Origin of the sequence: Paracoccus sp. FO-3, assembly GCF_006386455.1 — a bacterium.
Classification (GTDB): Bacteria; Pseudomonadota; Alphaproteobacteria; order Rhodobacterales; family Rhodobacteraceae; genus Paracoccus; species Paracoccus versutus.
In genome coordinates this window covers 1-25,438 of record NZ_VCBQ01000010.1, presented here as the reverse complement: position 1 = coordinate 25,438, position 25,438 = coordinate 1, and the positions used below count along the sequence as shown (strand labels likewise).

General features: G+C 69.3%; 27 protein-coding genes. 11 read left to right on the top strand and 16 right to left on the bottom strand.

Features of this window, described 5'->3' with window-relative positions:
* The first annotated feature begins 82 nt into the window (after positions 1–82).
* The 6 genes from FE811_RS04365 (at position 83) to FE811_RS04340 (ending at position 7,132) form a co-directional block, all read left to right on the top strand.
* Positions 83–523 (top strand): MerR family DNA-binding transcriptional regulator, encoded by a 441-nt coding sequence (locus FE811_RS04365; protein ID WP_036756220.1) that lies wholly within the window; start codon positions 83–85, stop codon positions 521–523.
* Between the two features lie 92 nt (positions 524–615).
* Positions 616–1,005: a MerR family DNA-binding transcriptional regulator gene (locus tag FE811_RS04360; protein ID WP_036756222.1), complete on the top strand. Its 390-nt coding sequence runs from the start codon at positions 616–618 to the stop codon at positions 1,003–1,005.
* A gap of 22 nt (positions 1,006–1,027) precedes the next feature.
* Positions 1,028–2,806 carry an acyl-CoA dehydrogenase C-terminal domain-containing protein gene (locus tag FE811_RS04355; protein WP_116220476.1) on the top strand — a complete coding sequence of 593 codons (1,779 nt, stop codon included), beginning with the start codon at positions 1,028–1,030 and terminating at the stop codon, positions 2,804–2,806.
* A 280-nt stretch (positions 2,807–3,086) separates the two neighbouring features.
* Positions 3,087–3,728 (top strand): glutathione S-transferase family protein, encoded by a 642-nt coding sequence (locus FE811_RS04350; RefSeq protein WP_116220477.1) that lies wholly within the window; start codon positions 3,087–3,089, stop codon positions 3,726–3,728.
* Positions 3,725–4,936 (top strand): acetyl-CoA C-acetyltransferase, encoded by a 1,212-nt coding sequence (locus FE811_RS04345; RefSeq protein ID WP_116220478.1) that lies wholly within the window; start codon positions 3,725–3,727, stop codon positions 4,934–4,936. Before FE811_RS04350 ends, FE811_RS04345 begins: the two co-directional genes overlap by 4 nt.
* Positions 4,937–4,948: 12 nt before the next feature.
* Complete coding sequence (locus tag FE811_RS04340) at positions 4,949–7,132, top strand: 3-hydroxyacyl-CoA dehydrogenase NAD-binding domain-containing protein (protein ID WP_140846828.1); 2,184 nt, start codon at positions 4,949–4,951, stop codon at positions 7,130–7,132.
* Positions 7,133–7,358: 226 nt separating this feature from the next.
* On the opposite strand, the gene FE811_RS04335 is transcribed toward FE811_RS04340, so the two are convergent.
* Complete coding sequence (locus FE811_RS04335; protein ID WP_036756234.1) at positions 7,359–8,366, bottom strand: adenosine kinase; 1,008 nt, start codon at positions 8,364–8,366, stop codon at positions 7,359–7,361.
* Positions 8,363–9,031 (bottom strand): endonuclease III, encoded by a 669-nt coding sequence (gene nth, locus FE811_RS04330; protein ID WP_051419489.1) that lies wholly within the window; start codon positions 9,029–9,031, stop codon positions 8,363–8,365. Before nth ends, FE811_RS04335 begins: the two co-directional genes overlap by 4 nt.
* Positions 9,032–9,132: 101 nt before the next feature.
* On the opposite strand from nth, the gene FE811_RS04325 reads away from it, so the two are divergent.
* Together FE811_RS04325 and FE811_RS04320 are read left to right on the top strand one after the other, a co-directional pair.
* Positions 9,133–9,729 carry a methylated-DNA--[protein]-cysteine S-methyltransferase gene (locus FE811_RS04325; protein WP_114537669.1) on the top strand — a complete coding sequence of 199 codons (597 nt, stop codon included), beginning with the start codon at positions 9,133–9,135 and terminating at the stop codon, positions 9,727–9,729.
* Between the two features lie 161 nt (positions 9,730–9,890).
* On the top strand, positions 9,891–10,538 hold the full coding sequence (locus FE811_RS04320; protein ID WP_114537670.1) for an OmpA family protein: 648 nt from the start codon (positions 9,891–9,893) through the stop codon (positions 10,536–10,538).
* Between the two features lie 171 nt (positions 10,539–10,709).
* On the opposite strand, the gene FE811_RS04315 is transcribed toward FE811_RS04320, so the two are convergent.
* The 5 genes from FE811_RS04315 to FE811_RS04295 form a co-directional block, all read right to left on the bottom strand.
* Positions 10,710–11,264: a F0F1 ATP synthase subunit B gene (locus tag FE811_RS04315; protein WP_036756240.1), complete on the bottom strand. Its 555-nt coding sequence runs from the start codon at positions 11,262–11,264 to the stop codon at positions 10,710–10,712.
* Positions 11,261–11,920 carry a F0F1 ATP synthase subunit B' gene (locus tag FE811_RS04310; protein WP_181180816.1) on the bottom strand — a complete coding sequence of 220 codons (660 nt, stop codon included), beginning with the start codon at positions 11,918–11,920 and terminating at the stop codon, positions 11,261–11,263. The genes FE811_RS04315 and FE811_RS04310 overlap by 4 nt, the downstream gene beginning before the upstream one ends.
* A 77-nt stretch (positions 11,921–11,997) precedes the next feature.
* Positions 11,998–12,231, bottom strand: coding sequence for a F0F1 ATP synthase subunit C (locus FE811_RS04305; protein ID WP_010394077.1), 234 nt, complete (start codon positions 12,229–12,231; stop codon positions 11,998–12,000).
* Between the two features lie 58 nt (positions 12,232–12,289).
* Positions 12,290–13,036: a F0F1 ATP synthase subunit A gene (locus FE811_RS04300; protein WP_036756242.1), complete on the bottom strand. Its 747-nt coding sequence runs from the start codon at positions 13,034–13,036 to the stop codon at positions 12,290–12,292.
* A 2-nt stretch (positions 13,037–13,038) separates the two neighbouring features.
* Positions 13,039–13,380 carry an AtpZ/AtpI family protein gene (locus FE811_RS04295; protein WP_036756244.1) on the bottom strand — a complete coding sequence of 114 codons (342 nt, stop codon included), beginning with the start codon at positions 13,378–13,380 and terminating at the stop codon, positions 13,039–13,041.
* Positions 13,381–13,565: 185 nt separating this feature from the next.
* On the opposite strand from FE811_RS04295, the gene FE811_RS04290 reads away from it, so the two are divergent.
* Positions 13,566–13,922 (top strand): helix-turn-helix transcriptional regulator, encoded by a 357-nt coding sequence (locus tag FE811_RS04290; protein ID WP_036756246.1) that lies wholly within the window; start codon positions 13,566–13,568, stop codon positions 13,920–13,922.
* A gap of 55 nt (positions 13,923–13,977) precedes the next feature.
* Here the strand turns inward: FE811_RS04290 and FE811_RS04285 are convergent, their stop codons facing one another.
* Positions 13,978–15,579, bottom strand: coding sequence for a bifunctional UDP-sugar hydrolase/5'-nucleotidase (locus FE811_RS04285; protein WP_116220480.1), 1,602 nt, complete (start codon positions 15,577–15,579; stop codon positions 13,978–13,980).
* A gap of 133 nt (positions 15,580–15,712) precedes the next feature.
* Here FE811_RS04285 and FE811_RS04280 point away from each other — a divergent pair, with 133 nt between their 5' ends.
* A complete protein-coding gene (locus FE811_RS04280) occupies positions 15,713–16,045 on the top strand; it encodes a DUF952 domain-containing protein (RefSeq protein ID WP_072462128.1) in 333 nt (110 codons plus the stop codon).
* Positions 16,042–17,100 (top strand): quinone-dependent dihydroorotate dehydrogenase, encoded by a 1,059-nt coding sequence (locus tag FE811_RS04275; RefSeq protein WP_116220481.1) that lies wholly within the window; start codon positions 16,042–16,044, stop codon positions 17,098–17,100. The genes FE811_RS04280 and FE811_RS04275 overlap by 4 nt, the downstream gene beginning before the upstream one ends.
* On the opposite strand, the gene cysE is transcribed toward FE811_RS04275, so the two are convergent.
* The 8 genes from cysE to FE811_RS04235 form a co-directional block, all read right to left on the bottom strand.
* The gene (gene cysE / locus FE811_RS04270; protein ID WP_114537672.1) at positions 17,097–17,936 is read right to left on the bottom strand and encodes a serine O-acetyltransferase; all 840 of its coding nucleotides are present in this window, start codon (positions 17,934–17,936) and stop codon (positions 17,097–17,099) included. The genes FE811_RS04275 and cysE overlap by 4 nt on opposite strands.
* Positions 17,937–17,998: 62 nt before the next feature.
* Positions 17,999–18,721: a DUF2793 domain-containing protein gene (locus tag FE811_RS04265; RefSeq protein ID WP_114537673.1), complete on the bottom strand. Its 723-nt coding sequence runs from the start codon at positions 18,719–18,721 to the stop codon at positions 17,999–18,001.
* Complete coding sequence (locus FE811_RS04260) at positions 18,714–22,604, bottom strand: glycoside hydrolase/phage tail family protein (protein WP_116220482.1); 3,891 nt, start codon at positions 22,602–22,604, stop codon at positions 18,714–18,716. Before FE811_RS04260 ends, FE811_RS04265 begins: the two co-directional genes overlap by 8 nt.
* 15 nt (positions 22,605–22,619) lie before the next feature.
* Entirely contained in the window at positions 22,620–23,045 is a 426-nt protein-coding gene (locus tag FE811_RS04255) for an NlpC/P60 family protein (protein WP_116220483.1), read from the bottom strand.
* Positions 23,042–23,860 (bottom strand): DUF2163 domain-containing protein, encoded by an 819-nt coding sequence (locus FE811_RS04250; protein ID WP_116220484.1) that lies wholly within the window; start codon positions 23,858–23,860, stop codon positions 23,042–23,044. The genes FE811_RS04255 and FE811_RS04250 overlap by 4 nt, the downstream gene beginning before the upstream one ends.
* Complete coding sequence (locus FE811_RS04245) at positions 23,857–24,489, bottom strand: DUF2460 domain-containing protein (protein WP_116220485.1); 633 nt, start codon at positions 24,487–24,489, stop codon at positions 23,857–23,859. Before FE811_RS04245 ends, FE811_RS04250 begins: the two co-directional genes overlap by 4 nt.
* A gap of 3 nt (positions 24,490–24,492) precedes the next feature.
* Positions 24,493–25,155: a phage tail tape measure protein gene (locus FE811_RS04240; RefSeq protein ID WP_140846823.1), complete on the bottom strand. Its 663-nt coding sequence runs from the start codon at positions 25,153–25,155 to the stop codon at positions 24,493–24,495.
* Positions 25,156–25,179: 24 nt separating this feature from the next.
* Entirely contained in the window at positions 25,180–25,389 is a 210-nt protein-coding gene (locus tag FE811_RS04235) for a phage tail assembly chaperone (protein WP_036760250.1), read from the bottom strand.
* Between the last annotated feature and the right edge of the window lie 49 nt (positions 25,390–25,438).

Genomic DNA, 25,438 nt, shown 5'->3' with positions numbered 1-25,438 from the left:
AGGCAAGCCCGCCCGACCAATGGTTGAGTTTGATCCGCCCCCGCGCTAGGCTGCGCCGCAACCGCAGCATAGAGTTCATCCGATGTCCGATAGCGAATACATTGGCTTCAAGGAAATGTGCGCACGGTTCGACGTGACGCCCCGGACGCTGCGCTATTACGAATACATCGAGCTGCTCAGCCCCCGCAAGGAAGGCCGCTCGCGCTTCTACGGCCCGCGCGAGATCGCCCGGATGAAGCTGATCCTGCGCGGCCGCCGCTTCGGCTTCTCGCTCGAGGACATCCGGCAATGGCTGCTGATCTATGGCGAAAAGGGCACGCAGGAGCAGTATCGCGTCTGGATCGAGCTGGCCGACCGCCAGCTCGAGGTGCTGCGCCAGCAGCGCGACGAGCTCGAAGCCTCGATGACCGAATTGCTGGCCCTGCGCAACGACACCGTCGCGATCCTGGACGGCATGGGCCAGGATGGCGCGGGCCAGGACGGGGCGGGCCAGAACGGCGCCGGGACGGCGAAAAGGGGCTGAGCCGGGCGCTGACGCCACGTCCCCCCTTACGCGCACGTCAACTCGACCTATATTCCCCGGCAAGTGAATGTGCCAAGGGGAGAGGATCGGCCATGGGCGACGAGCTGTTGACCATCCGCCAGATGTGCGACGCCTTCGACGTCACGCCGCGCACGCTGCGATTCTACGAATCCCGCGAATTGCTGTTTCCGCAGCGCCGCGGCCAGCATCGGCTTTACGGCCGCTCGGACCGCGCCCGGCTGACCCTGATCCTGCGCGGCAAGCGCTTCGGCTTCTCGCTGGAGCAGATCCGGCAATTGCTGGAGCTTTACGACCCGGCCGAACGCAACATCACCCAGACCGAAGCCACGCTCGCCACCGCCCGCGACCGGCTTGCCGACATGGAGCGGCAGCACCGCGAACTGGGCGAAGCCATCGCCGAGCTGCGCCAGCAGATCGCCGAGGGCGAGGCCGCGCTGCAAAGACTGAAATCCGACGCCTGAGGGCGAACTTTCGGGAGGACCGATGACCACCTATTCCGCGCCCATCCGCGACATGCAATTCGTGCTGCATGACGTGCTGGACATCTCGAACCAGGATCTGCCGGGTTACGGCGATCTTGACCGCGACTTCACCCAGGCCGTGCTGGAGGCGGCCGGCAAGCTCGCCTCCGAGGTGCTGGCGCCGCTGAACGCCGTCGGCGACCGCGAGGGCTGCACGCTGGAAAACGGCGTGGTCCATACCCCCAGGGGCTTCCTGGAAGCCTTCGAACAGATGCGCGAGGGCGGCTGGACCGCGCTCGACTGCGACCCGGAATACGGCGGCCAGGGCATGCCCTATGTGATCGGCCTGGCGGCGGGCGAGATGTTCTCGGCCTCGAACATGGCCTTCACCATGTATCAGGGCCTGACGCATGGCGCCTATTCCGCCATCCACGCCCATGGCACCGAACAGCAGAAGGCCACCTACCTGCCGAAGATGGTCAGCTGCGAATGGACCGGCACCATGAACCTGACCGAGCCCCATGCCGGCACCGACCTGGGCCTGCTGCGCACCAGGGCCGAGCCGCAGCAGGACGGCAGCTACCTGATCACCGGGCAGAAGATCTTCATCTCGGCCGGCGACCACGACATGTCGCAAAACGTGATCCACCTGGTCCTGGCCAAGGCGCCGGGCGGGGGCGAGGGCACCAGGGGCATCTCGCTTTTCATCGTGCCGAAATTCCTGGTCGACGAGGACGGCTCCCTGGGCGACAGGAACGCCGTCTCGGTCGGCAACCTGGAAGAAAAGATGGGCATCCACGGCAATGCCACCTGCGTGATGAACTATGACGGCGCGAAAGGCTGGCTCGTGGGCGAGCTGCACAAGGGCATGCGCGCCATGTTCACCATGATGAACGAGGCCCGGATCGGCGTCGGCCTGCAAGGCTATTCCGTGGCCGAGGCCGCCTATCAGAACGCCGTCGCCTATGCCCGCGACCGGCTGCAGGGCCGCGCGGTGACGGGCGATGCCAACCCTGCGGGTCCGGCCGATCCGCTGATCGTGCATCCCGATATCCGCCGCAACCTGATGGACCAGAAAAGCTTCCTCGAGGGCGCCCGCGCGCTGGCCTTCTGGGGCGCGCATCTGATCGACCGCGCCGTTCTGGCCGAGGACAAGGAGGCCCATGACCTCGTCTCGCTGCTGACGCCGGTGATCAAGGGCTTCCTGACCGACAAGGGCTTCGAGACGGCGGTGCAGGCCCAGCAGGTCTTCGGCGGCCACGGCTATATCGAGGAACAGGGGATGTCGCAATTCGTCCGCGACGCCCGCATCGCCATGATCTACGAGGGCGCGAACGGGGTGCAGGCGCTGGACCTCGTCGGCCGCAAGCTCGCGGCCGAGGGCGGCAAGCCGGTCATGGCCTTCTTCGAGCTGGTCAAGGCCGAGATCAAGGCGCATGAGGGCGACGCGGCGCTGAAGGCCGGCTTCTGCGAGCCGCTGAAGGCGGCCTCGAAGGATCTGCAATCGGCGGCGATGTTCTTCATGGAACAGGGCATGAAGAACCCGAACGCGGCGCTGGCGGGCTCCTACGACTTCATGCACCTCTTCGGCCATGTGGCGCTGGGGCTGATGTGGACGCGGATGGCGGCTGCGGCCAAGGCGGCGCTGGATGGCGCTACCGAGGATCCGGCCTTCCACGAGACCAAGCTGGCGACCGGCCGCTATTACATGGCGCGACAGCTGCCGATGACCGCGGCGCATCTGGCCCGCATCCGCTCGGGCGCCGAGCCGGTGATGGCGCTGGATGCAGGGCGGTTCTGAAACGGGCAAGGGGGGCGCCTGGCGGCAAGGTCGCATGGGTATTTGGGCAACGAAGAAATCGGCAGGTTGCGCCCCGGCCACCCCCGCGGTTCAGGCGGGACAGGTTTTGGCCAAATGACCGGGGCGACTTCTCCGTTGGCGGTCATCGGCTCCCCAGCCTGTACCGCACCGCCGAGTTTCGCAGGGAGCGGTTAAGACAAGGTTAAGGCGCGTCTTCTTCGTTGTAAAAATACCCATGCGACCGGGAAGCCCGGCGCCAAGTCGAAGGAAAGGAAACAGCATGACCGCCCAGCTTCACTGCTTCGGAGAATCCGGCCATTCCTACAAGGTGGCGCTGATGATGCAGCTGACCGGTCATCCCTGGCAGCCGGTCTTCGTGGATTTCTTCGGCGGCGCCATGCGCGGCGCCGACTATCGCGCCTTGAACGGGATGGGCGAGGCGCCGGTCTACGTCGAGGACGGCCTGACCCTGGCCCAGTCGGGCGCGATCCTGCTGCACCTGGCCGAAAGGACCGGGCGCTTCATGGACGGCGACCGGAGCGAGATCCTGCGCTGGCTGTTCTGGGACAACCACAAGGGCTCGTCGCAATTCGGCACGCTGCGCTTCCTGATGAACTTCCTGCCGCCCGAGAAACGCCCCGCCGAGGTCATCGCCTGGCTGCAGGGGCGCTGCAAGGCGGCGCTGAAGACGCTGGACGGGCATCTGGCCGGGCGCGACTGGCTGGCGGGCGACCGGCCCACCATCGCCGACCTGTCCTGTTGCAGCTATCTCTATTACCCCGAGCCCTTCGGCTTCGACCGCGCCGAATGGCCCCGGATCGACGCCTGGCTGGACCGCATCCAGGCCCTGCCCGGCTGGAAACATCCCTATGACCTGATGCCCGGCAATCCCGCGGACCGGGCCGCGAAGGAGGACGCATGACCGAAGCCTATATCTACGACGCCGCCCGCACCCCGCGCGGCAAGGGCCGCCCGGACGGCAGCCTGCACGAAGTCACCTCGGTCGCGCTTTCCGCCCGGCTGCTGAATGCCGTCAAGGAGCGCAACGGGCTCGAGGGCCATGCCGTCGAGGACGTGATCTGGGGCAATGTCACCCAGGTCAAGGAACAGGGCGGCTGCCTCGCCCGCTCGGCAGTGCTGGAATCCGACCTGGACGAGTCGATCCCCGGCCTCGCCATCAACCGCTTCTGCGCCTCGGGCATGGAGGCGGTGAACCTGGCCGCGAACCAGGTCAGGGGCGGCGCAGGCGACGCCTATATCGCCGGCGGCGTCGAGATGATGGGCCGCGTCGCCATGGGCAGCGACGGCGCCGCCATCGCCGTGGACCCCAGCCTGACCTTCAAGACCTATTTCGTCCCGCAGGGCATCAGCGCCGACATCATCGCCACCGAATACGGCTTTACCCGCGAAGAGGCCGATGCCCTTGCCGTCGAGAGCCAGCGCCGCGCCGCCATCGCCTGGGATGAGGACCGCTTCGCCAGGTCCATCGTGCCGGTCAGGGACCAGAACGGCCTGACCATCCTCGACCGCGACGAATACATGCGCCCCGGCACCACGCTGGAGGATCTGGCCAAGCTGAAGGCCAGCTTCAAGGAGATGGGCGAGTCCATGCCCGGCTTCGACAAGGTGGCGATGCTGAAATACCCGCATCTGGACCGCATCGAGCATATCCACCACGCGGGCAATAGCTCGGGCATTGTGGACGGCGCCGCTGCCGTGCTGATCGGCAATGCGGAATTCGGCAAGGCGCATGGGCTCAAGCCCCGCGCCCGCATCCGCGCCACCGCCAAGATCGGCACCGACCCGACCATCATGCTGACCGGCCCGGTGCCGGTGACGGAAAAGATCCTGCGCGACGCAGGCATGGCGATCAGCGACATCGACCTCTTTGAGGTGAACGAGGCCTTCGCCTCGGTCGTGCTGCGCTTCATGCAGGCCTTCCAGGTCGATCCCGCCGTGGTCAACGTCAATGGCGGCGCCATCGCCCTGGGCCACCCGCTGGGCGCCACCGGCGCCATCATCATCGGCACGCTGCTCGACGAGCTGGAGCGGCAGGACAAGACCGTGGGCCTCGCCACGCTCTGCATCGCGTCCGGCATGGGCGCGGCCACCATCATCGAGCGCGTCTGAGCGGAGGGGAAGATGACCGATTTCACCATGGATAAAGGCGCCGACGACGTCGCCATCATCACCTGGGACGTGCCCGGCAAGTCGATGAACGTGCTGTCGCTGGACGGCGCGGCCGAATTGAACGCGCTGATCGACGAGGCCCTGGCCGACGCGGCCGTGAAGGGCATCGTCATCACCAGCGGCAAGAAGGACTTCGCCGCCGGCATGGACCTGAACGTCATCGCCGGCATGAAGCAGGGCGGCGCGCAGGCGGTCTTCGACGGGGTGATGACGCTGCACCACCTGCTGCGCAAGATCGAGCTGGCCGGCATGGACCCCAAGACGAAAAAGGGCGGCAAGCCCATCGCAGCCGCCCTGCCCGGCACGGCGCTGGGAATCGGGCTGGAGCTGCCGCTGGCCACGCATCGCATCTTTGCCGCCGAGAACCCGAAGGCCAGGATCGGCCTGCCCGAGATCATGGTCGGCATCTTCCCCGGCGCCGGCGGCACCACCCGGCTGGTGCGCAAGCTGGGCGCCATGGGCGCCGCGCCCTTCCTGCTGGAAGGCAAGCTCTCGGACCCCGCCAAGGCGAAATCCGCCGGCCTGATCGACGAGGTCGTTGCCGACCCCCTGCAAGCCGCCCGCGAATGGGTGCTGAAGGCGGGCGATGCCGACCTGGTCAAGCCCTGGGACGCCAAGGGCTACAAGATGCCGGGCGGCGAGCCCTATAGCCCTTCCGGCTTCATGACCTTCGTCGGCGCCAGCGCCATGGTGCATGGCAAGACCCTGGGCGTCTATCCGGCGGCCAAGGCCCTGCTGAGCGCCGTCTATGAAGGCGCCATGGTGCCCTTCGACACGGCGCTGAAGATCGAGGCGCGCTGGTTTACCAACGTGCTGATGAACCCCTCCAGCACGGCGATGATCCGCAGCCTCTTCATCAACAAGGAGGCGCTGGAGAAGGGCGCGAACCGCCCCGAGGCGCCGGACCAGACGGTCAGGAAACTCGGCATCCTCGGCGCCGGCATGATGGGCGCCGGCATCGCCCATGTCTCGGCCATGGCCGGGATCGAGGTGGTGCTGATCGATGCGACGCAAGAGGCGGCCGAGCGCGGCAAGTCCTATTCCACGGGCCTGCTGGACAAGGCGATCAGCCGCCGCAAATCCACCGAAGAGAAGAAGGCCGAGGTGCTTGCCTGCATCACGCCCACCACCGATTACGCCGCCCTGCAAGGCTGCGACCTGGTGGTCGAGGCAGTGTTCGAAGACCCCGCCGTCAAGGCCGAAGTCACCAAACGCGCCGAGGCGGTGATCCCGCAGGACGCGATCTTCGCCACCAACACCTCGACCCTGCCGATCAGCGAGCTGGCCAAGGCCAGCGCCCGGCCCGACCAGTTCATCGGCATCCATTTCTTCAGCCCGGTGGACAAGATGCTGCTGGTCGAGATCATCAAGGGCCGCGAAACCGGGTCGCGCGCGGTGGCCAAGGCGCTGGACTTCGTGCGCCAGATCCGCAAGACGCCCATCGTGGTCAACGACGCGCGCTTCTTCTACGCCAATCGCTGCATCATCCCCTATATCAACGAGGGCATCCGCATGGTGGCCGAAGGGGTCAGCCCCACGCTGATCGAGAACGCGGCCAAGATGATGGGCATGCCGCTGGGACCGCTGCAACTGGTGGACGAAACCTCGATCGACCTGGGCGTCAAGATCGCCAAGGCGACGCGCGCGGCCATGGGCGAGGCCTACCCGGACGGGGCGGTGGACCAGGTGATCTTCCGGCTCGCCGACCAGGGCCGGCTGGGCCGCAAGACCAAGGCCGGCTTCTACGATTATGACGAGGCCGGCAAGCGCCAGGGCTTCTGGTCGGGCCTCGCCGCCGAATGGCCCGAAGCCGACACCCAGCCCGAGCTGACCGAAATCCAGCACCGGCTGATGTTCGCGCAATCGCTGGAAGCCGTCCGCGCCCTGCAGGAAGGCGTGCTCGAGGACATCCGCGAGGGCGACGTGGGCGCCATCCTCGGCTGGGGCTTCGCGCCCTGGTCGGGCGGCCCCTTCGGCTGGCTCGACATGCTGGGCGCCCCGCGTGCGGTCGAGATCGCCGAGGATCTGGCGGCGAAATTCGGCGCCCGCTTCGCCGCGCCGCAACTGCTCAAGGACATGGCCGCGAAAGGCGAAAGCTTCTACGGCCGGACCGGCGCCGGCAACAAGGCTGCCTGAACTCTCGCGGCGGGCAGGGCCGGTTAAGCCTTGTCCGCCCGGTTGCCGGGGTATTTGAAGAACGGAGAAAAACCGGCGCCGGGCCAATTCCGCACCCCCGGCAGGAAACCCGCAACCAGGGCATTTCACCGTTTCCCGAATACTCAAAGAAAAAGCGCCGAAGGGTTCCCCCTTCCGGCACTTCTCTGTTGCCCAAATACCCCAGGGACCGCGCCCCAAGGCGCGATCAGGCCAGTTCCTCGGCCCGGAAGGCCGCGCGCAGGTCGCTTTCGGGCCGGGCGCCGACATGGCCGATGACCTCTGCTGCCGCGATGCAGCCCATCCGCCCCGCCGCCGCCAGGTCGGCGCCGATGGCCAGCCCATAGATCAGCCCGGCCGCGAACTGGTCGCCCGCCCCGGTCGCATCCACCGGCACCACGCGATGCACCGGCGCCGTTACCCGCTCGGCCCCGCGGATCAGGATCGCATCCTCGCCCGAGCGGGTGCAGATCACCGTCCCGCAATCGGCCGAGGCCAGGCGCAGCGCCTCCTCCAGATCCTCGACCTGATAGAGCGACTGCCATTCGTGGACATTGCCGATGACGTAATCCATCGGCCCCGCCACCAGCCGGCGGAAATCGGCGCGGTGACGGTCGACGCAGAACGGATCGGACAGCGCGATCCCCGCCTGCCCGCCCGCCGCGTGGCAGGCATCGGCCGCCTTCAGGAAGGCCGCCTTGCCGGCGTCCTTGTCGAAGAGATAGCCTTCCAGGAACAGCCAGTCCGCGCCGCTGAAGGTCGCGGGGTTCACGTCGTCGGGCCCCAGTTCGCCGGAAATCCCCAGGTAGGTGTTCATCGACCGCTCGCCATCCGGCGTCACGAAGATGATCGAGCGCGAGGTCGGGGCCACGTCCCCCGCCACAGGCGGGTTGACGAAGACCGTGCCCTGCGCCTCGGTCTGCTCGGCATAGCTCAGCCCCAGAGGATCGCCCGCCACCTTGCCGATGAAGGCCGTGCGCAGCCCCAGCATTCCCAGCCCCGCCAGGGTGTTCGCAACCGAGCCGCCCGGCACCAGCCGCGCCTTGCCCGCCTGCGGATCGGCCGATTGCGCCGCCATCAGGAACTCGGATCGCGCGCGGTCGACCAGCTGCATGATGCCCTTTTCCACCCCCAGCCGCGCCAGCGTCGCATCCGAGGTCGGCGCGATCACATCCATCACGGCATTGCCGATCCCGATCACGTAGGGGGTGGTCATTCGGTCTTCTCCTCATAGGGGCAGAGATCTTCGATGGGGCAGATCCGGCAACGCGGGCGCCGCGCCTGGCAGATATAGCGGCCGTGCAGGATCAGCCAGTGATGCGCGTTCTGCTGGAAGGGGACGGGGACGTTGTCCTCGATGGCGCGCTCGACCTCCTCGACGTCGCGGCCCGGCGCGATGCGGGTGCGGTTGCCGACGCGGAAGATATGCGTGTCCACCGCCTGCGCCGGAAAGTTGAACACGCTGTTCAGCACGACATTCGCCGTCTTGCGCCCGACGCCGGGCAGGGTCATCAGCGCCGCGCGCGATTGCGGCACCTCGCCGCCATATTCCTCGACCAGCCGGCGCGACAGGGCGATGACGTTCTTGGCCTTCTGGCGGTAGAGCCCGATGGTCTTGATCTCCTCGGTCAGCGCCTCGACGCCCAGCTCCAGCATCTGTTGCGGCGTGGTCACGCGCTGGAACAGCGATTTGGTCGCCTTGTTCACCCCGACATCGGTCGCCTGCGCCGACAGCGCCACCGCCACCAGCAGGGTGAAGGCATTCACATATTGCAGCTCGGTCACGGGATGCGGATTGGCCTCGCGCAGGCGCGAAAAGATCGCGACCTGGGCCGCATAGGGCAAGGCGGGGGGAAGGCGGGAAAGGGTGCTGCGTGCCATGCGCCCCCAGATGCCCTGCCCCGCCGCCATGCGCAAGCTTTCCCGTATGGATTTGGCCCGCGGTTGCGCTAGGCTGACACAGCGACAATTGCGAGTCAGGCATGACACGAACGCTTTTCTCCCTTGCCCAGCCCCAGCCGGGGCTGCGGGTCTCGATCACCACGCAGCCGGCCCAGCATGCCGGCGCGGTGCTTTGTCGCGGGCGCTTTCCGACGCCGCTCGGCACCGTGGTCGCGCTGGGGGCGGGCGGCGCGCTCTGGGCCCTGGGCTTTGCCGGTCCCATGCCCGAGGACCGGGTCGAGGCCGACCTGGTCGCCCGCTTCCCCGGCGCCCGGCTGGTCAAGGCCCCCGAGGCGCTGGCCCCCGCCATCCAGACCCTGCTGGCCGGCGAGGGCGAGATCGCCGTCCGCCTTGGCGGCACCGCGTTCCAGTTGCAGGTCTGGCGTGCCCTGGCCGAAGTGCCGCCGGGACAGGTCATCAGCTATGCCATGCTGGCCGAGCGCATCGGCCGTCCGAACGCCCTGCGCGCGGTCGGCACGGCGGTCGGGCAGAACCCGGTCTCCTGGGCGATCCCCTGCCATCGCGTGACCCGCACCGACGGCCGCATCGGCGGCTATCATTGGGGCGAGGCGGTAAAGCGCGCGCTGCTTGCGCGCGAAGGCGCGAGCATCGCGCCCCGCGCCATCGCCGCTTTGTGAGCCGCGTGCCTCGATTTCCCGTCTATTCCTGTGGAGTTGGCCCGGAACCCATGCCAATGTGACCGCGTTTGGGCATCAGCCGCCGGCCCCCGGAGACGGGAAGGCCGGCCGCGTCGCAAGGACAGGCGGCGTAGGATCGCCCTGAAAAGAAAGGTGAAGGAATGAAGACCCGTATTTCGCTGCTTCTCGCCTCGGCGGGCGTGATCGCCATCAGCGCCTGCGCGCCGACCGATCCCTACGGCCAGCCCCAACAGACCAGCCGCACCCAGCAGGGCGCCATCGCCGGCGCGGTGGTGGGCGGCCTGATCGGCGCCGGCGAAAGCCGCTCGAACGCCGTGAAGGGCGCGATCATCGGCGCGACGGCGGGCGCCGTCGGCGGCTCGATCCTGGACCAGCAGCAGCGCGCGTTGCAGCAATCGCTGAACAACCCGAACATCCAGATCGTGAACCACGGCACCCATCTGTCGGTGGTGATGCCGGAAACCACGCTGTTCGCGACCGATTCCGCGGCGGTGGGGGCGCAGGGGCAGAACGATCTCTACACCATCGCCCGCAACCTCAACCAATATCCCAACAGCCGTATCCAGATCGTCGGCCATACCGACAGCACCGGCTCGGCCGCCTACAACCAGGATCTGTCCGAGCGCCGGGCGCGTTCGGTCGCGGGCATCCTGGGCGCCGGCGGCGTGTCGCAATCGCGCCTCACCACCATGGGCCGCGGCGCGACCCAGCCGGTCGCCTCGAACGACACCGCTGCCGGCCGGGCGCAGAACCGCCGCGTGGAGATCCTGATCATCCCGACCCGCTGATCGCGGCAGGGACGCCAGGCGCGGGCCGGCAGCCGAAAGGCGGCCGGCCCTTTGCTTTTGCGCCCTCGATGGGCGGAAAAGGAAAAACCCCCGAAGCGTCTCCGCCTCGGGGGTCCGGTCACTGTCCCATGGGGATGCTTGGCCGCACCCCTCTCGTTCGATTCCGCAGCCTCAGTTCAGCCGCCGGCCCACTTCCTCGATGGCCTGGTCGATGCCGGCGCTGCGCTCGGCCGGGCTGGCCTGCTTGCCCAGGATCTCGGTCGCGGCACCGATCGCCGTCTGGATAGCCCGGTCGCGCACGGCGCGCACGGCATCGGCCTCGGCGCTGGCGATCTGTTCCTCGGCGGCCTTCAGCCGGCGCTCGATCGACAGTTGCAGCGCCTTCTTGGCCTTTTCGGCTTCCGAAACCGCCTCGCGCTTGGCATTGGCGACGATCTCGTCCGCCTGGCCCTTGACCTCGCGCTGGCGGCGCTCGTAGCTCGCATAGATCTCCTGCGCTTCCTCGCGCAGGCGGCGGGCTTCGGCCAGGTCGTTGCGGATGCCCTCGGCACGCTTGTCCAGCAAGCCGCCGACGATCTGCGGCACGCGGAACCAGACCAGGATGCCGACGAACAGCAGGAAGGCCAGCGTGACGATGAAGTCGGTATTGCGCAGCGAGAAGAACGGGCCCGAAGCCGCAAGCGCCGGGCTTGCCATCAGGGCAAAGAGAACGCTCAGACGTTTCATTGCAGCGCCCCCTTCAGTCGCTGGTCGACCGCCGCATCGACCAGACCCTGGTCAACCTTGCCGCCGAAATTCTCCACCAAGGCCGCAGTCACCTCGCGGGCGACATTGCGCGCGTCCTCGATGGCCGAGGCGCGGATCTCGCCGATGCGCTTTTCGGATTCCGCCGCGCGCGCGGCGATTTCCGCATCGGCATGGGCGATGGCGGCGTCCAGTTCCTTCTGGATCTCGGCCTTGTTGGCGGCCACGATCTTGCCGGCCTCGGCGCGGGCGTCGGCCAGCGCCTTGTCATAGGCGGCCTCGGCCTCCTTGGCCTTCTGCTTGAATTCCTCGGCAGCCATCAGGTCGCCGGTGATGGCGCCCTGGCGGTCCGAGATGACGCCGCCGATGCGCGGCAGCGCGATCCGCGACAGAACCCAGTAGATCACCGCCAGGATGACCAGCAGCCAGAAGATCTGGTTGCCGAAGGTGGTGAAATCCAGTTGCGGCATGCCGGGGGCGCTGGCGGCATGGCCAGCCGCGCCATGGGCTGCATCCGCCGCGGCCACGGCATGGGCCGCATCGGCGCCATGACCCGCCGCTTCGGCGGATTCGGTGATGATCACCGTTTCAGATTCTTCGACCACGACGGGCGCGGTCTGTTGCAACAGGCTGAACATATCCTACCCCATGCCGGTCGTTTCACAATCGGGTGGGCGCGTGACGCCCCCACCCAACCGCAAGGATGGCAAAAGGATCAGACTGCGAACAGCAGCAGCAGCGCGACCAGGAACGAGAAGATGCCCAGGGCTTCCGCAAAGGCCATGCCGATGAACAGCGTGGCGGTCTGCGAGGCAGCGGCCGACGGGTTGCGCAGCGCGCCCGCCAGGTAGTTGCCGGCGACATTGCCCACCCCCATGGCGGCGCCCGCCATGCCGACGCAAGCCAGACCGGCGCCGAGATACTGTCCCAGTTGACCCAGATTTTCCATGTTCATGCTCCTTGAGGCTTTTGGAAAGGGTTTTCGTTTCAGACCTTGGCTGCCCGGCTCAGTGCGCCGGATGCAGCGCGTCCTTCAGGTAGACGCAGGTCAGGATGGTGAAGACATAGGCCTGGATCAGCGCCACCAGCACCTCGAGCCCATACATGGCGGTGATGGCGACGACCGAAACCGGCGCGATGGCGGCAATGGCGGCGAAGGCGGCAAAGACCTTGATCACCGCGTGGCCGGCCATGATGTTGCCGGCAAGTCGGATGGAATGGCTGACCGGCCGCACGAAATACGAGATCAGCTCGATCACAGCCAGCACCGGGCGCAGCGCCAGGGGCGCCGAGCTGACCCAGAACAGGCCCAGGAAATGCGCGCCGTTCTTGACGAAGCCCAGCACGGTCACGCCGACAAAGACCAGCACCGCCAGCACCGCCGTCACGGCGATATGCGAGGTCGGCGAAAAGCTTTTCGGCAGCAGGCCCAGGAAGTTCGCGAACAGGATGAAGCAGAACAGCGTCATCACATAGGGGAAGTATTTCAGCCCGTCCTTGCCGGTCACGTCCTCGACCATCTTGTGGACCATGCCGTAAAGCAGCTCGGCGATGGACTGGACGCGGTTCGGCACGATGGCCCGGCCGCGGGTGCCAAAGACCAGAAGCGCGGTGATCGCCAGCGCCGCCAGCGCCATCCACAGCGTCGCATTGGTCGGCGTGTACCAGTTCACCGGCCCTTCGCCAAACAGCGGTTTGACGACGAACTGGTCCATCGGATGGAAAACCAGACCACCTGCTTCTTCTTCTGCCATCGTCATTCACCCTTGTCGTCGCCGGGACGTCCCGGTGTCTTGCCTATCTCGTTCGCGGTCCGCATCATGGTCCTGATGCCGGCCGCCAGTCCCAGCAGCACGAAGACCACCATGAAGACCGGCTGCAGGCCGGTCAGATAGTCCAGCCCGTATCCGATCCCGAAGCCCAGGGCCAATCCCGCCACCAGCTCGGTCACCATGCGCCAGGCCATGTTGGCCTGGCTGAAATGCTCTTCCCCGCGCGAGGCCGGCTTGTCCGCCGCCTTCTTACCCAGCCGGGCCTCCAGCGCGCGCAGCCGCTCCGCGTCTCGGGATCGCGCGGCGTCATGGTCGTCCTCGGCCACGGCTCACACCCCCGTTATCGGTTGGCGCGGTGATAGGGACTCGCGCCCCCCGAGTCAAGCAAGGCCCCGGAAATTGCAACCTATTGAAAAACAAAGCTTCCGCGAAAGCCGCCCATCGCGGAAACCCGGCCTTGCGGTCCGGTGGCCATCCGCTCCATATTCAACCGGCAAGTTAAGCAAAGCCGATGCCCGCACAGCAACCCAGCCTCGACGCCATTTTCTCCGCCCTCGCCGATCCGACCCGGCGGGCGATCCTTGGCATGCTGCTGGAAGACGACATGGCGGTGACGGATGTGGCGGCGCCCTTCCAGGTCAGCCTGGCGGCGATCTCCAAGCATCTCGCCGTGCTGGCGGCCGCGGGACTGATCCGGCAGGAAAGGCGCGGGCGCATCATCTGGTGCAAGCTGGAACCCGACGGGCTGCGCAACGCCTCGGTCTGGATGCAGGGCTTCGGCCAGTTCGAGCCGGTGGACCTGGACGATTTCGAACGCTTCCTGCGCGAAGCCCTGCCGCTGGCGGATGGCGACGAAGCCAAGTCCTGATGACCCCCGAACGCAAAAAAGGGCCGGGCTTATGCCCGGCCCCTTTGCGTTCCTGTCATTTCACGGTGATGCGGCCATCCACCCGCGCCACGAAGCCCGGCCCCTGCTTGGCCAGGTATTCGGCCAGCACATCCGCCAGATCCGGCCCGAAGTCATAGGCGTTCATCGCGTTCTCGGCAAAGACCCTGTAGCCGTCGCCGCCCGCGCGCATGTAATTCTGCGAGACCACGCCATAGACCGCCTCGGGATCGATCGGCACCCAGTCCGAGCCGTCGCGCACCTGCACGTCGCTGATCCGGCTGCCCGCCGGGGCCGAGGGATCCAGCGTGTATTTCAGCCCGGCGACCTGGGCAAAGCGCCCGGCGCCCTCCTCGATCTGGCTCGCGCCGTTTTCCAGCCCCGCGACCACGTCCGCGCCCTTCAGCTGGAACGTGGACAGCGTGTTCTGGAAGGGCAGGACCGACAGCACGTCTCCCATCGTCACCACCCCCGCGGCGATCGAGGCGCGCAAGCCCCCGCCGTTCTGGATCGCGATGGTGATGCCCTGGTCCTTGACGCGTGCCAGCATGGCGTCGGCGACCAGGCTGCCCATCTCGCATTCCCGCGCCCGGCAAGTTTCCCGGCTGCCGTCGATCGGCGCCGCGATCTCGGCCACGCGCTTCTGCTTGAGTTGCTCGATGGGCGCGGCCATCTCCTTGACCCGCGCGGCCAGCTTCTCGTCCGGCGCGACCGAGCCGTCCAGCAGGATCGGCTGCCCCTCGGCCTTGACCAGCTTGCCCTCGTCGTCCCAGGTCAGGACCAGATGGCCCAGGTATTTGCCATAGGCATAGGCGGTCGCCACCGGAACCTCGGTGCCGTCCGCGCCCTTGACCATGGTCGGATAGGGACCGGCGGCACCTTCGAGCTGGCCCAGCAGCGTATGGCTATGCCCGCCGACGACCGCGTCGATCCCGGCCACCTCGGCCGCGAATTCCTGGTCGCGCCTGTAGCCGGAATGGGTCAGCGCGATGATCTTGTTCACGCCCTGCTCGGTCAGTTCCTGGACGTCGGCCTTCAGGCTGTCCATGTCGTCCATGAAGATGACCTTGTCGCCCGGCGAGGCGGTCTCGGGCGTGTCCATCGCCAGGGCCGAGACGATGCCCACCTGCTCGCCGCCGACATCCAGCACCAGCACGTCGCCGACCTTGTCCTTCAACTCGGGCGATTGCGACAGGTCCAGGTTGCCCGAGACGACCGGAAACTTCGCGCCCTCCGCCAGGATCTGCAGCCCCTGCGGCCCGTCGTCGAATTCGTGATTGCCGACCGCCATGGCGTCGAAGCCGATGGCGTTCATGAACTCGACCGTGTCCTTGCCCTTGTAGGTCGTATAGAACAGGCTGCCCTGGTACTGGTCGCCCGCGTCCAGCACGATCACGTTCTGGCCCTCGGCCTTCAGCCCGTCGCGCAGCTCGCGGATCTTGGTCGCCAGCCGCGCCACGCCGCCGAAGCACCCATCCTGCGCCTCGGTCTCGGCGTCGCAGGTGCTGTCATAGGCGTTGATCGGCTCGATCCGGCTGTGGAAATCGTTGATATGCAGGACATGCAGCGTATAACCCGCCTGCGCCGCGCCCGAAGACAGCGCGACGATCGCCGCCGAAACCATGAGCCCGCGTTTCATCTCGATCCCTCTCACCCCGAATGTCTGGATGGGCGGCAGATTGCGGGATGCCGGCCGCGGCGTCAATTGGCGAAGCCGTTGGGGCGACGCGATGCCGCTTGACGCCCCGCATCACGCGACGCATGAACCCGCCATGCTGGTTTACAAGATCTTCCGCACCGCCGAGTTCCAGGCATTCCAACGGCAGGGCCGCAGCGCCGGCGCGCCGGTGGACCTGGCGGACGGCTATGTCCACCTCTCCACCGCCGCGCAGCTGCCCGGCACCCTGTCGCGCCATTTCGCGGCCGAGGACGGGCTGCACCTGCTGGCGCTGGACGGCGACGCCCTGCCCGAGCTGCGCTGGGAACCCTCGCGCGGCGGCGATCTCTTTCCGCACCTCTACCGCGAATTGCGCATGGGCGACGTGATCTGGAGCCGCCCCCTGTCCCTCGGCCCCGCCGGCCACGACATCGGAGATCTCGCATGACCCCCATCGAGCGGCTGGGCCTTGCCGCGCTGCATCGCCTGGACCCCGAACGCGCGCATGACCTCTCGATCCTCGCCCTGCGGCTCGGGCTGGTGCCGCTGCCGGGCTGGCCCGTCACCTCCGACCGGCTGCGCACGCAGCTCGCCGGCCTCGACCTGCCGAACCCGGTGGGTCTGGCGGCCGGCTACGACAAGAACGCCCGTGCCCTGCCCGCATTGATGCGCGCGGGCTTCGGCTTCGTCGAGGTCGGCGCCGCCACCCCGCGCCCGCAGCCCGGCAACCCCAGGCCGCGCCTGTTCCGCCTGACCCAGGACCGCGCGATCATCAACCGCTTCGGCTTCAACAACGAGGGCGCGCAGGCCATCGCCGACCGGCTCGCCCAGCGCCCGCCGGGCATCCCGGTCGGGCTGAACATCGGCGCGAACAAGGACAGCGCCGACCGCAGCGCCGATTTCGCGCAGGTGGTGCGCATTGCCGGCGCCCATGCCGATTTCCTGACCGTCAACGTCTCTTCGCCCAATACCGAGAAGCTGCGCGACCTCCAGGGCCCCCAGGCGTTGTCGGCCCTGCTGCAAGGCGTGCTGGCGGCGCGCGACGCGCTGCCGAACCGCCCGCCGGTGTTCATCAAGATCGCCCCCGACCTCGACGATGCCGCGCTGGCCGACATCGCCGCCGTGGCGCTGGCCGCCCCGGTCGATGCGATCATCGCCACCAACACCACGCTTTCGCGCGACGGCCTCGCCTCGCCGCATTCCGGGGAAACCGGCGGCCTCTCCGGCGCGCCGCTCTTCGACCGCGCCACCCGCATCCTCGCCCGGCTCTATCGCGAGACGCAGGGCCGCGTGCCGCTGATCGGCGTCGGCGGCATCGGCTCGGCCGAGCAGGCATGGCAAAAGCTGCGGGCCGGCGCCTCGGCCGTCCAGATCTATTCCGCGCTGGTCTACCAGGGCTTCTCGCTGGCCGCCCGGATCGCGCGCGACCTCGACCAACGGCTCGCACGCGAAAACCTCACGCTGGCCGAGCTGACCGGCAGCGGCAACGCCGACTGGCTCTAGAACAGGTCTTCGTGGCCCAGAAGCTGGTTCATCGTGTTCGACGGGTCGGCGCAGCCCGCATCGCCCACGATCCGCGCCGGCACCCCGGCCACGGTCTTGCAGGGCGGCACCTCGGCCAAGACGACCGAGCCGGCGGCGATGCGCGAATGATGGCCGACGCGGATATTGCCCAGCACCTTGGCGCCGGCGCCGATCATCACGCCGTTGCCGATCTTGGGATGGCGGTCGCCATCCTCCTTGCCGGTGCCGCCCAGCGTCACCGAATGCAGCATCGACACATCGTTGCCGACCACCGCCGTCTCGCCGATGACGATGGAATGGGCATGGTCGATCATCACGCCCGTGCCGATCTTCGCCGCCGGGTGAATATCGACGCCGAACACTTCCGAGCAGCGCATCTGCACGAAATAGGCCATGTCGCGGCGGCCCTGCTGCCACAGCCAATGCCCGATGCGATAGGCTTGCAGCGCCTGGTAGCCCTTGAAGAACAGGATCGGCTGCATCAGCCGGTGCGTCGCCGGGTCGCGGTCATAGACCGCCAGCAGGTCCGCCTGCGCCGCCGCCGACAGTTCCGGCGCGCGGGCAAAGGCATCGTCGGCGATCTCGCGCAGGATCTGCTCGCTCATCTCGCGCGAGGCGAGCTTCAGCGAAAAGCGATAGGCCAGCGCCGCCTCGAATGTGGCATGATGCAGCAGCCCGGCATGGATCAGCGCGCCCAGCAGGGGCTCGTCGCGCACGGCGATCCGCGCCTCGCGCTGGATGCGGCCCCAGACCGAATCGCGCGGGGCATCGCGCGCGTCGGACAGCGGCTCGATCATGTCTTTCTGCAAGTTCATACGGGCGCCCGTCAGTTTCACCCGCCGAGTCTAGCGGAAACCGGCGGGCGCGAAAAGTCCGCTCAATCCGGCAGCCGCAATTCCCACCAATGCAGCACGATGCGCACCTTGCCGCCGGCGAACTGCCCGCCCGCGGCCGTCAGCCGCAGGGGCGCAGGCTCCCAGAACACCACGGGCGGCGAGGCAAGCCCCCGCGCCCAGGAGCCCTGCGCCTTGCCCAGCCCGTGACCGAATCGCGTCAGGCTGTCCGAACTGCCCGCCGTGCCCAGCGACCAGGATGTCGCGCTGCCGGTGATCGCCTCCAGCACCCGCGCCGTGGCGCCGATGACCAGCGCGCCGGACGGCACGGCCATCGCCGTCTCGAACCACGCGCCCGCGCCCAGCGTCACATCCTCGTCAAGCTGCCGCGCCAGCAGGCCCGAGCCGTGCTGGCCCAGGGTGATGGCGCCGGGCACCCAGGCCGCCCCGCCATGGATCGCCACCACCCCCTGGTCGGCGACCAGCGCCCGCCGGCCGAAACCCGGCTCGACAAAGACCCAGCCGCCGTTCGCGCCGATGGCGATCTTGCCGCCCTGCCCCTCCCAGGCGTTGACCGCGCCCTGCGGCACGCCCCAGCACAGCCCGTCCACCACCGTCTCGGGCGGGGTGATGCGGGTCAGGCTTTGCAGCACCAGGTCCACCTGCCCGTCCAGCCGCATCAGCGCCTCGTTCACCGTGACATGTTTCTGCGCCTGCGCCGGCATCAGCAGCGGCAGGGCGCAATTCGCGGTCGTGTTCTCAGACATGGATCATCCTCCTTGCATGGGGCCCGGCCCCGAACGTGTCGGAAAGCTGGGCGACCTCGACGGCAAAGCCGCCGCCCGCCGCGGCCTGGGCCCAGACGCCCTCAGGCACCGCCCAGCGCGGCTCGGCCAGCACGGCCTCGGCCAGCACCTGCCCGTCCCGGACCAGCCGGGCGGCGTAACGCTCCTGCGCCTCGCCCAGCGGCACGTCCGGCCCGTCCCAGCCGTCGCCCTGTATCCGCGTGCGCCGCACCCAGGTCACGACCCGGCCGCGGACCTCCAGGTGGCAGGGCGACAGCGGCCGCAGCCCGGCGCCGCGGAACGCCGCGGCGACGTGGCGATAGCTGGGGTCGTCCGGGCTGCGCGTGGCCGGCCCGATGCGCCAATGCCGCAGCTGGTTGCGGGCCGAGGGCGCCAGCTCCACCTGCGCCGCCGCCCCGTCCAGCAGCACCGCCACGCTGCCCGCCGGCCAGACCGCCGGCATGAAGGCATCCGTCCCCGCCTGCCCGCGCAGCCGCATCGAGATCTCCCATAGCCCGGCCGAAACCAGCCGCGCCTCGGCGAATTGCAAAAGCTCCCAGCCCTCGGCCGAGCCGTCGCCGATCGCCAGCAGGTTCGCGCCCGCCAGCAGCGCCTCGACCCCGGCCGAGCGCAGGTTGCCGCCCTTGACCCGCAGCCGCAGCGCCGGCCCGCGGTCCCAGACCCCCGGCCGCGCCGCCGAAAGCGGCCCTTCCGTCACCCCCATGACCGAAGGCTCGGCCAGCGTCGCGTTCAGCGCATAGCCCCCCGCCTCCTCGGTCGAGACCCAGGCCGCCGCCGCCCCCGGCCAGGGCGTCGCCGTCACCGCCAGATGCGGCGCATGCGCCACCTCGTCGCCGCGCAGCAGCGGCAAGTCCAGGAACACCGGCCAGACCGGGATCGGCGGCACGAAGGGGCGCAGCGCCGCCTCGCCCTCGACCACGCGGGCCGGGCGATAGACCCCCGGCTCGACCCGCACCGCGTCCACCGTGATCGCGCCCGCGCGCTCGATGCGGTCGATGCGCCAGCGCTTGGCCTCGGCCGACCCCTCGGCCAGCCGCACCACGTCCCCCGGCCCCAGATGCCCCAGCGAGGGCGGCAGGGCAAAGCGCACCGCGTCCCGCGCCACCGCCGCCTCCGACAGCCAGCGTTCCGCCAGCGCCCGCCCCTCGCCGCGGGTCAGCGCCATCGCCAGCTCGCTGTCCGAGACCGCCAGGAACTCGGCCCCCGGCATCACCGTCTCGGCCGTGCGCGCGGCATAATCGCCGCCCGCCTCGACATGGGTCAGCCGGATGCGGCCCACCATCTCGGCATCGGCGGCGCGCGAAACCTCGACGGCCGCGACCTCCTCGGCCAGCGCCATGTCCTCCGGCCCCAGCTCGGCATCGACCCGCGCGCCGCGCATGACAAAGCGCAGGACGCCGTCGCGCTCGACCGCGTCGAACCCATGCGCCAGCATCAGCGGTTGCAGCGCCGCCCGCCCCGTCTCGGCCCCCGACAGCGCATAGCCGCGCACCAGCCCGCGCAGCGCCTCGGCGTCGAATGCCCGCACCCCCGCCTCGCGGCAGATCTCGGCCACCACATCGGCCAGCGGCACCGCGCCGGCGCGACCGTTGAGCCAGTGCCCGCGCTCCCATGCCGGGCCGTCCGACCACAGGTCCAGGCGCGCCGGGAACGCCGGATAGGGCCGCGCGTCCCAGCACCAGACATGCGCGCGCGCCATGTCCACCATCCGCCCCGCCCCGGTCCGCCCGAACGCCGCCCGCGCCGGATTGTTCGCCGGATCGCCCCAGAACCCGGTCATCGCCCGCACATAGGCCGCCTGCACCAGGTCGTCCCGCCGCCCGTCCGAGAAATACGGCAGCATGGATTCCGAACTCATCGCATCCAGGAACTTGTTGGGCTGGTTCGTGCCCTTGTCCAGCGCGGCGCAGCCCATCTCCGTGAACCACACCGGCTTGCTGCCCGGCACCCAGGCCGAGGGCTGCGCCCGCCGCACCCCGCCGATGCGGTCGTGATGCGCGTTCTGCCACCAGCCGCGGATGTCCTTGTAGCGCCAGATCCAATGCTCGTGATGCGGGCCGTCATGAATTGCCGTGCGTCGCTGCGCCTGCCGGTCGGCATCGCTGGCGTAATACCAGTCGTAGCCCTCGCCGCCGGCGACATTGGCCAGCAGATAGGCCGGATCATCGATCCGCCCGTGACGGGCGTCCAGGTGATCCTCGCCCTCGCGCCAGTCCGACAGCGGCATGTAATTGTCGATGCCGATGAAGTCGATGTTCTCGTCGGCCCAAAGCGGATCCAGGTGGAAATGCACGTCGCCGTTGCCGGGATGATGGCCGAAATATTCCGACCAGTCGGCGGCATAGCCGACCTTGACCCCCTCGCCCAGGATACCGCGCACATCCGCCGCCAGCCGCCGCAACTCCTGCACGGCCGGAAAGGAATGCCCGGCCGCCATGATCGTCGTCAGCCCGACCATCTCGGACCCGATCAGGAAGGCGTCGATCCCGCCCGCGGCCGCGCAAAGATGCGCGTAATGCAGGATGAACCGGCGATAGGACCACTCGGCCGGCCCGTCGTAACCGATCACCGAACCGTCGCGGGTGAAATCCCCGGCCTCGGCCGTGCCGAAGAACCGCGCCACCTCCTCGGCGGCCTCGGCGGTGCCCACGGGACTGCCCTCGCGCCCCGGCGCGACGCTGGCGGTGATGCGCCCGCGCCAGGGCATGACCGGCTGGTCCGAGGCCCCGCTCCAGGGATCGGGCCGGCCGTTCCCCGCCAGCTGCTCCATCAGGATGAAGGGATAGAACACCGCCTTGCGCCCGCTTTCGCCGATCGCCCGCAGCGCCTCGACGACCGAGCCGTCGGCGGGCGTGCCGCCATAGATCGGCCGCCCGTCCACCCGCGCCACCGCCTGCGCCTCATCGCGCCCGATGCCGCCGGCCCGCCAGGCCATCCCCTGGCCATCGCGCGACAGATCCTCGACCTTGGGCCGAACCGTGCATTCGCCGGCCCGCAGATCGTCGCCGAACCAGGACACCACCAGCGAGACCGAGCCGACACGCGGCAGTTCCCGCCCCAGGGTCGCCATCGAGGCCAGGAAGTCCGTCGCCCCCAGCGCGCTGTTGTGGTTGGCGACCTGCATCTCGCCCAGGCCCATGTCATAGCGGACCGGCGTCGTCGCCAGCGCATATTCGCCGGTGCCGGGGATCATGGCCACCGCCCGCACCTCGCGCGACAGGCCCCGCCCCTGCCTGGCCGCCCGCACCACCTCGAAGGACAGCTGCGGCACCCGGTTGCCCCAGGTCTCCAGCGCCAGATCCTCCAGCACGACATAGGCCAGGCCGCGATAGGCCGGGGCCGCCTCGCCCTCCTCGGCCGCAATGGCCGGGTCGGGCAGCTGCTCTTCGTCGCCCAGGTAAACCCGCATGTTCAGCGCATCGGCCGAGACCTCCTCGCCATCCGCCCAGATGCGCCCGACCCCCAGGATCGGCCCCTCGCACAGCGCCAGCGCCAGGCTTGCCCGATAGCCGATCTCGGTCACGCGCGGGCCCGAGCCCTTGCCGCCGCCATGGCTGCGCCGGGTCTCGACCAGCGGGCCGGCCCAGATCGCATGGCCCGGCACCCGCATCTGCCCCCAGATGCGCGCGATCGGCGTGCCCTCGCCCGCGGTCTGGATGCGCATCCGGTCCACGCGGCCGGTCTCGACCGCCTTCGAGCCGCCGCCCAGCAGGCGCTGGTCGATCATCCGGCCCAGGCTTGCGCCCACCGCCCGGCCGATGACGGCGCCCGAAAGCCCCAGAACCGTGCCGCCAAAGCCCGCACCCAGCGAGGCACCCACCGCCGCCAGCAGAATCGTCGCCATTGCTTTCCCTTTTCCCTATAGCGGCGGAAACCGGAACCGCCCGGCGATCCGCGCCCGCCACGGCGCCGACAGCGGGCTTTCCACCACGCCATGCCGGTCATAGGCATGCACGAAGCTGGCCCGCTCGCCGATGTCCGCCACTATTCCCATATGCTTGGCCGGCGCCCCGGCCCGCATGCGAAAGACCAGCACGTCGCCCGGCCGCTCGTCGGGCGCGGGCCGCAGCAGCCGCCCGGCCCCGCCCAGCAGCAGCTCGGCCCCGCCGACCTCGCCCCAGTCGGGCGTATAGGCCGGCATGGCCTCGGGCTCGGCGCCGCACAATTCGCGCCACACCCCCCGCACCAGCCCCAGGCAATCCGTCCCCGCCCCCTTGACCGAGCCCTGATGCACATAGGGCGTGCCGATCCAGGCCCGCGCCGCCCGAACGACGGCCGCGCTCATCGGTTCACCTTGGGCGCGATCAGCCAGTCCTCGGGCGGCAGGTGCGGAAAGCCGCGAAAGTTCAGGTAGTTCAGGAACTTCATCCGGCAGGTCTCGGCCCGCTTGTCGCAACCCGCCTCCAGCCGCACCCGGTCGCCCGCGGCGGGCCGGATACCCAGCGCGGTCCACAACTCGACCTCGCGCCGCGCGCCGGGCAGGGCGGCATCCGCCTTGACCAGGCCCGACAGCCCCTCGGCCGCGCCGGTCAGCACGACCAGCCGGCCATGCTCGAACCAGCCGCCGTCATGGCCCGCGATGCCCGACAGCGCCAGCCGGCCCTCGTCCTCGGCCTCGACCACGCCCTCGGCCGAATAGCCGGCTCGCGCCAGGTCGAACCGGCACTGCCCGTCCCCCAGCATGGCCGAGCAGCGCGGATGATAGACCCGCCCCTGCGCCCGGTTCAGCGGCTCGGACAGGCCGCGCAGCTCGGCGCGGAACGCCGCGCCGCTGCGCACCACCTCGCCCAGATGGCCGCGAAAGACCAGCCGGCGGTTCGCGCTGTCGGTCCAGTCCACCTCCCACAGGCGCACATCGGCGCCGTCCCAGCGCCCGGCCATCAGGTCGCGCTCGGTGATGGCGCTGTCCGACAGCGCCCCCACCGCCTCGCTGTTGTCCACCGACAGGCCAAGGCCCTGCACCAGCGCCCGCGCGCTCAGCCCGCTGTCGGGCCGGAAGGTCACGCCGTCGAAGGACAGCGCCAGGTCGTGGTCGGTAAAGCCCAGCACCAGCCCGTCGCGCCGCGCGACCGCCCAGGCCCGCGCAATCGTCTCGGTCATGCCCGCACCTCCACCACCGGCACCTGCGGCAGGTCGCCCGCCTGGAAGGACGCGACCGAGACCGCGATCCGGTCGGTGTCGAAGCGCACCGGCACGTCGAACTCGAACCCCGCCGTGACCACGGCCCCCGGCTCGGGCGGCGCGGCGAAACTGACCACGCCCGTCGCCCAGTCCACCGCGAAATCCACCCCGGCGCGCAGCTCGACATTCCCGGCCCCGGCCAGCACCGTGCCCTGGACCGGCTTCGCCACCGGCCGCCAATAGCGCGCCGGACCCGAGGCATAGGCCTTGCGCAGCGCAAACTCGCGCCGCATCCCGTCGCCCATGCCGATCTCCTGGTCCTGGAAGCTCACCGCCGAGCTTGGCGCGCAGGACTTGCAATCGGCCCAATCCTTCCAGCGAAACCCGTGCATCTGCCCGGCCCGCGCCTCGAAAAAGGCGATCAGCGCCGCCACATCGTCCAGCGAGCGCAAGCCCAGCCCGGCGTCATAGCGCCGCCGCGAATGCGCCCAGGGCGTGCGCCGCTCCTCGTGGCCGTTGGTCAGCGCGACGATTTCCGTCCGCCGCTCCGGCCCCCCGACCGAGCCGAAGGACAGGTTCGCCGGGAACCTGATCTCGTGAAATGCCATGGCTCACCCGTTCCTTTCCCCGCGCGCCAGCAGCCGGCCCATCTGGGCGGCGATCTGGCTCTGGCTGCGCTGGAACCCCGCCACGTCGGGGGTCGAGACGTTGAAGGTCACGCTGACCGGCCGCCCCCCGCCCTGGGCCGCGACCCCCAGCCGCCCGTCCGCGCCGCGGCGCAAGGGCATGATCGCCTCGGCCCCGGCCTCGCCCATCAGCCCGGTCGCGCCGCGCATCGGGAAATAGGTCGGCTGGCTCACCACGCCCCCCTTGGCAAAGGGCATCACCCGCCCCTGCGCGAAGGCGGCGCCATCCGCAAAGGGCAGCGCCGCCGAGACCATGCCGTTCACCCCCTGCGCGATCGCCCCGGCCAGCGCCTGCTCGATCGGCTTCATCGCCACGGCGAATGCGCTGTCGGCCATGCTGCGCGCGATGCCCTTCAGCGCGTCCGACAGCTTCATGCCGTCGAAGGCCAGCCCCGAGAACGCCCGGCGCAGCCCGTTGCCGATGCCCGATGTCAGCGTGCCCACCTCGCGGTTGGTATGGACCATCGAGGCCCGCAGCCGCGCCAGTTCGGCGTCGAACTCCGCCGCCAGCCGCGCGCTCTGCTCCAGCCCCCGGCCCAGCGCGGGACCGTCCTCGTCCAGCCGGTCCAATCCGTCCTTGTTCGCCATGACGGCGCCTCCTTTTCCCTCATGCTAACCGGCGGGCCGGTCGGGATAGCGCGCGACCAGCTCGGCCAGCCGGTCGCGCGTCATCGCCGCGCCCCGCGCCTCGACGCCCAGCATCAACGCCAGCTCGGCCGGGGTCAGCGCCCAGAACTCGGCCGGCGTCAGCCCCAGCCCGCCCAGCCGCGCCGGGCCCAGGCCCATGCGCATCAGCCCCGGCCAGTCCAGCCCGCCGCTCATGCGCCCTCGATGCGAAAGGCCCGCGCCAGCAGCGCCGCCGCCGCATGGG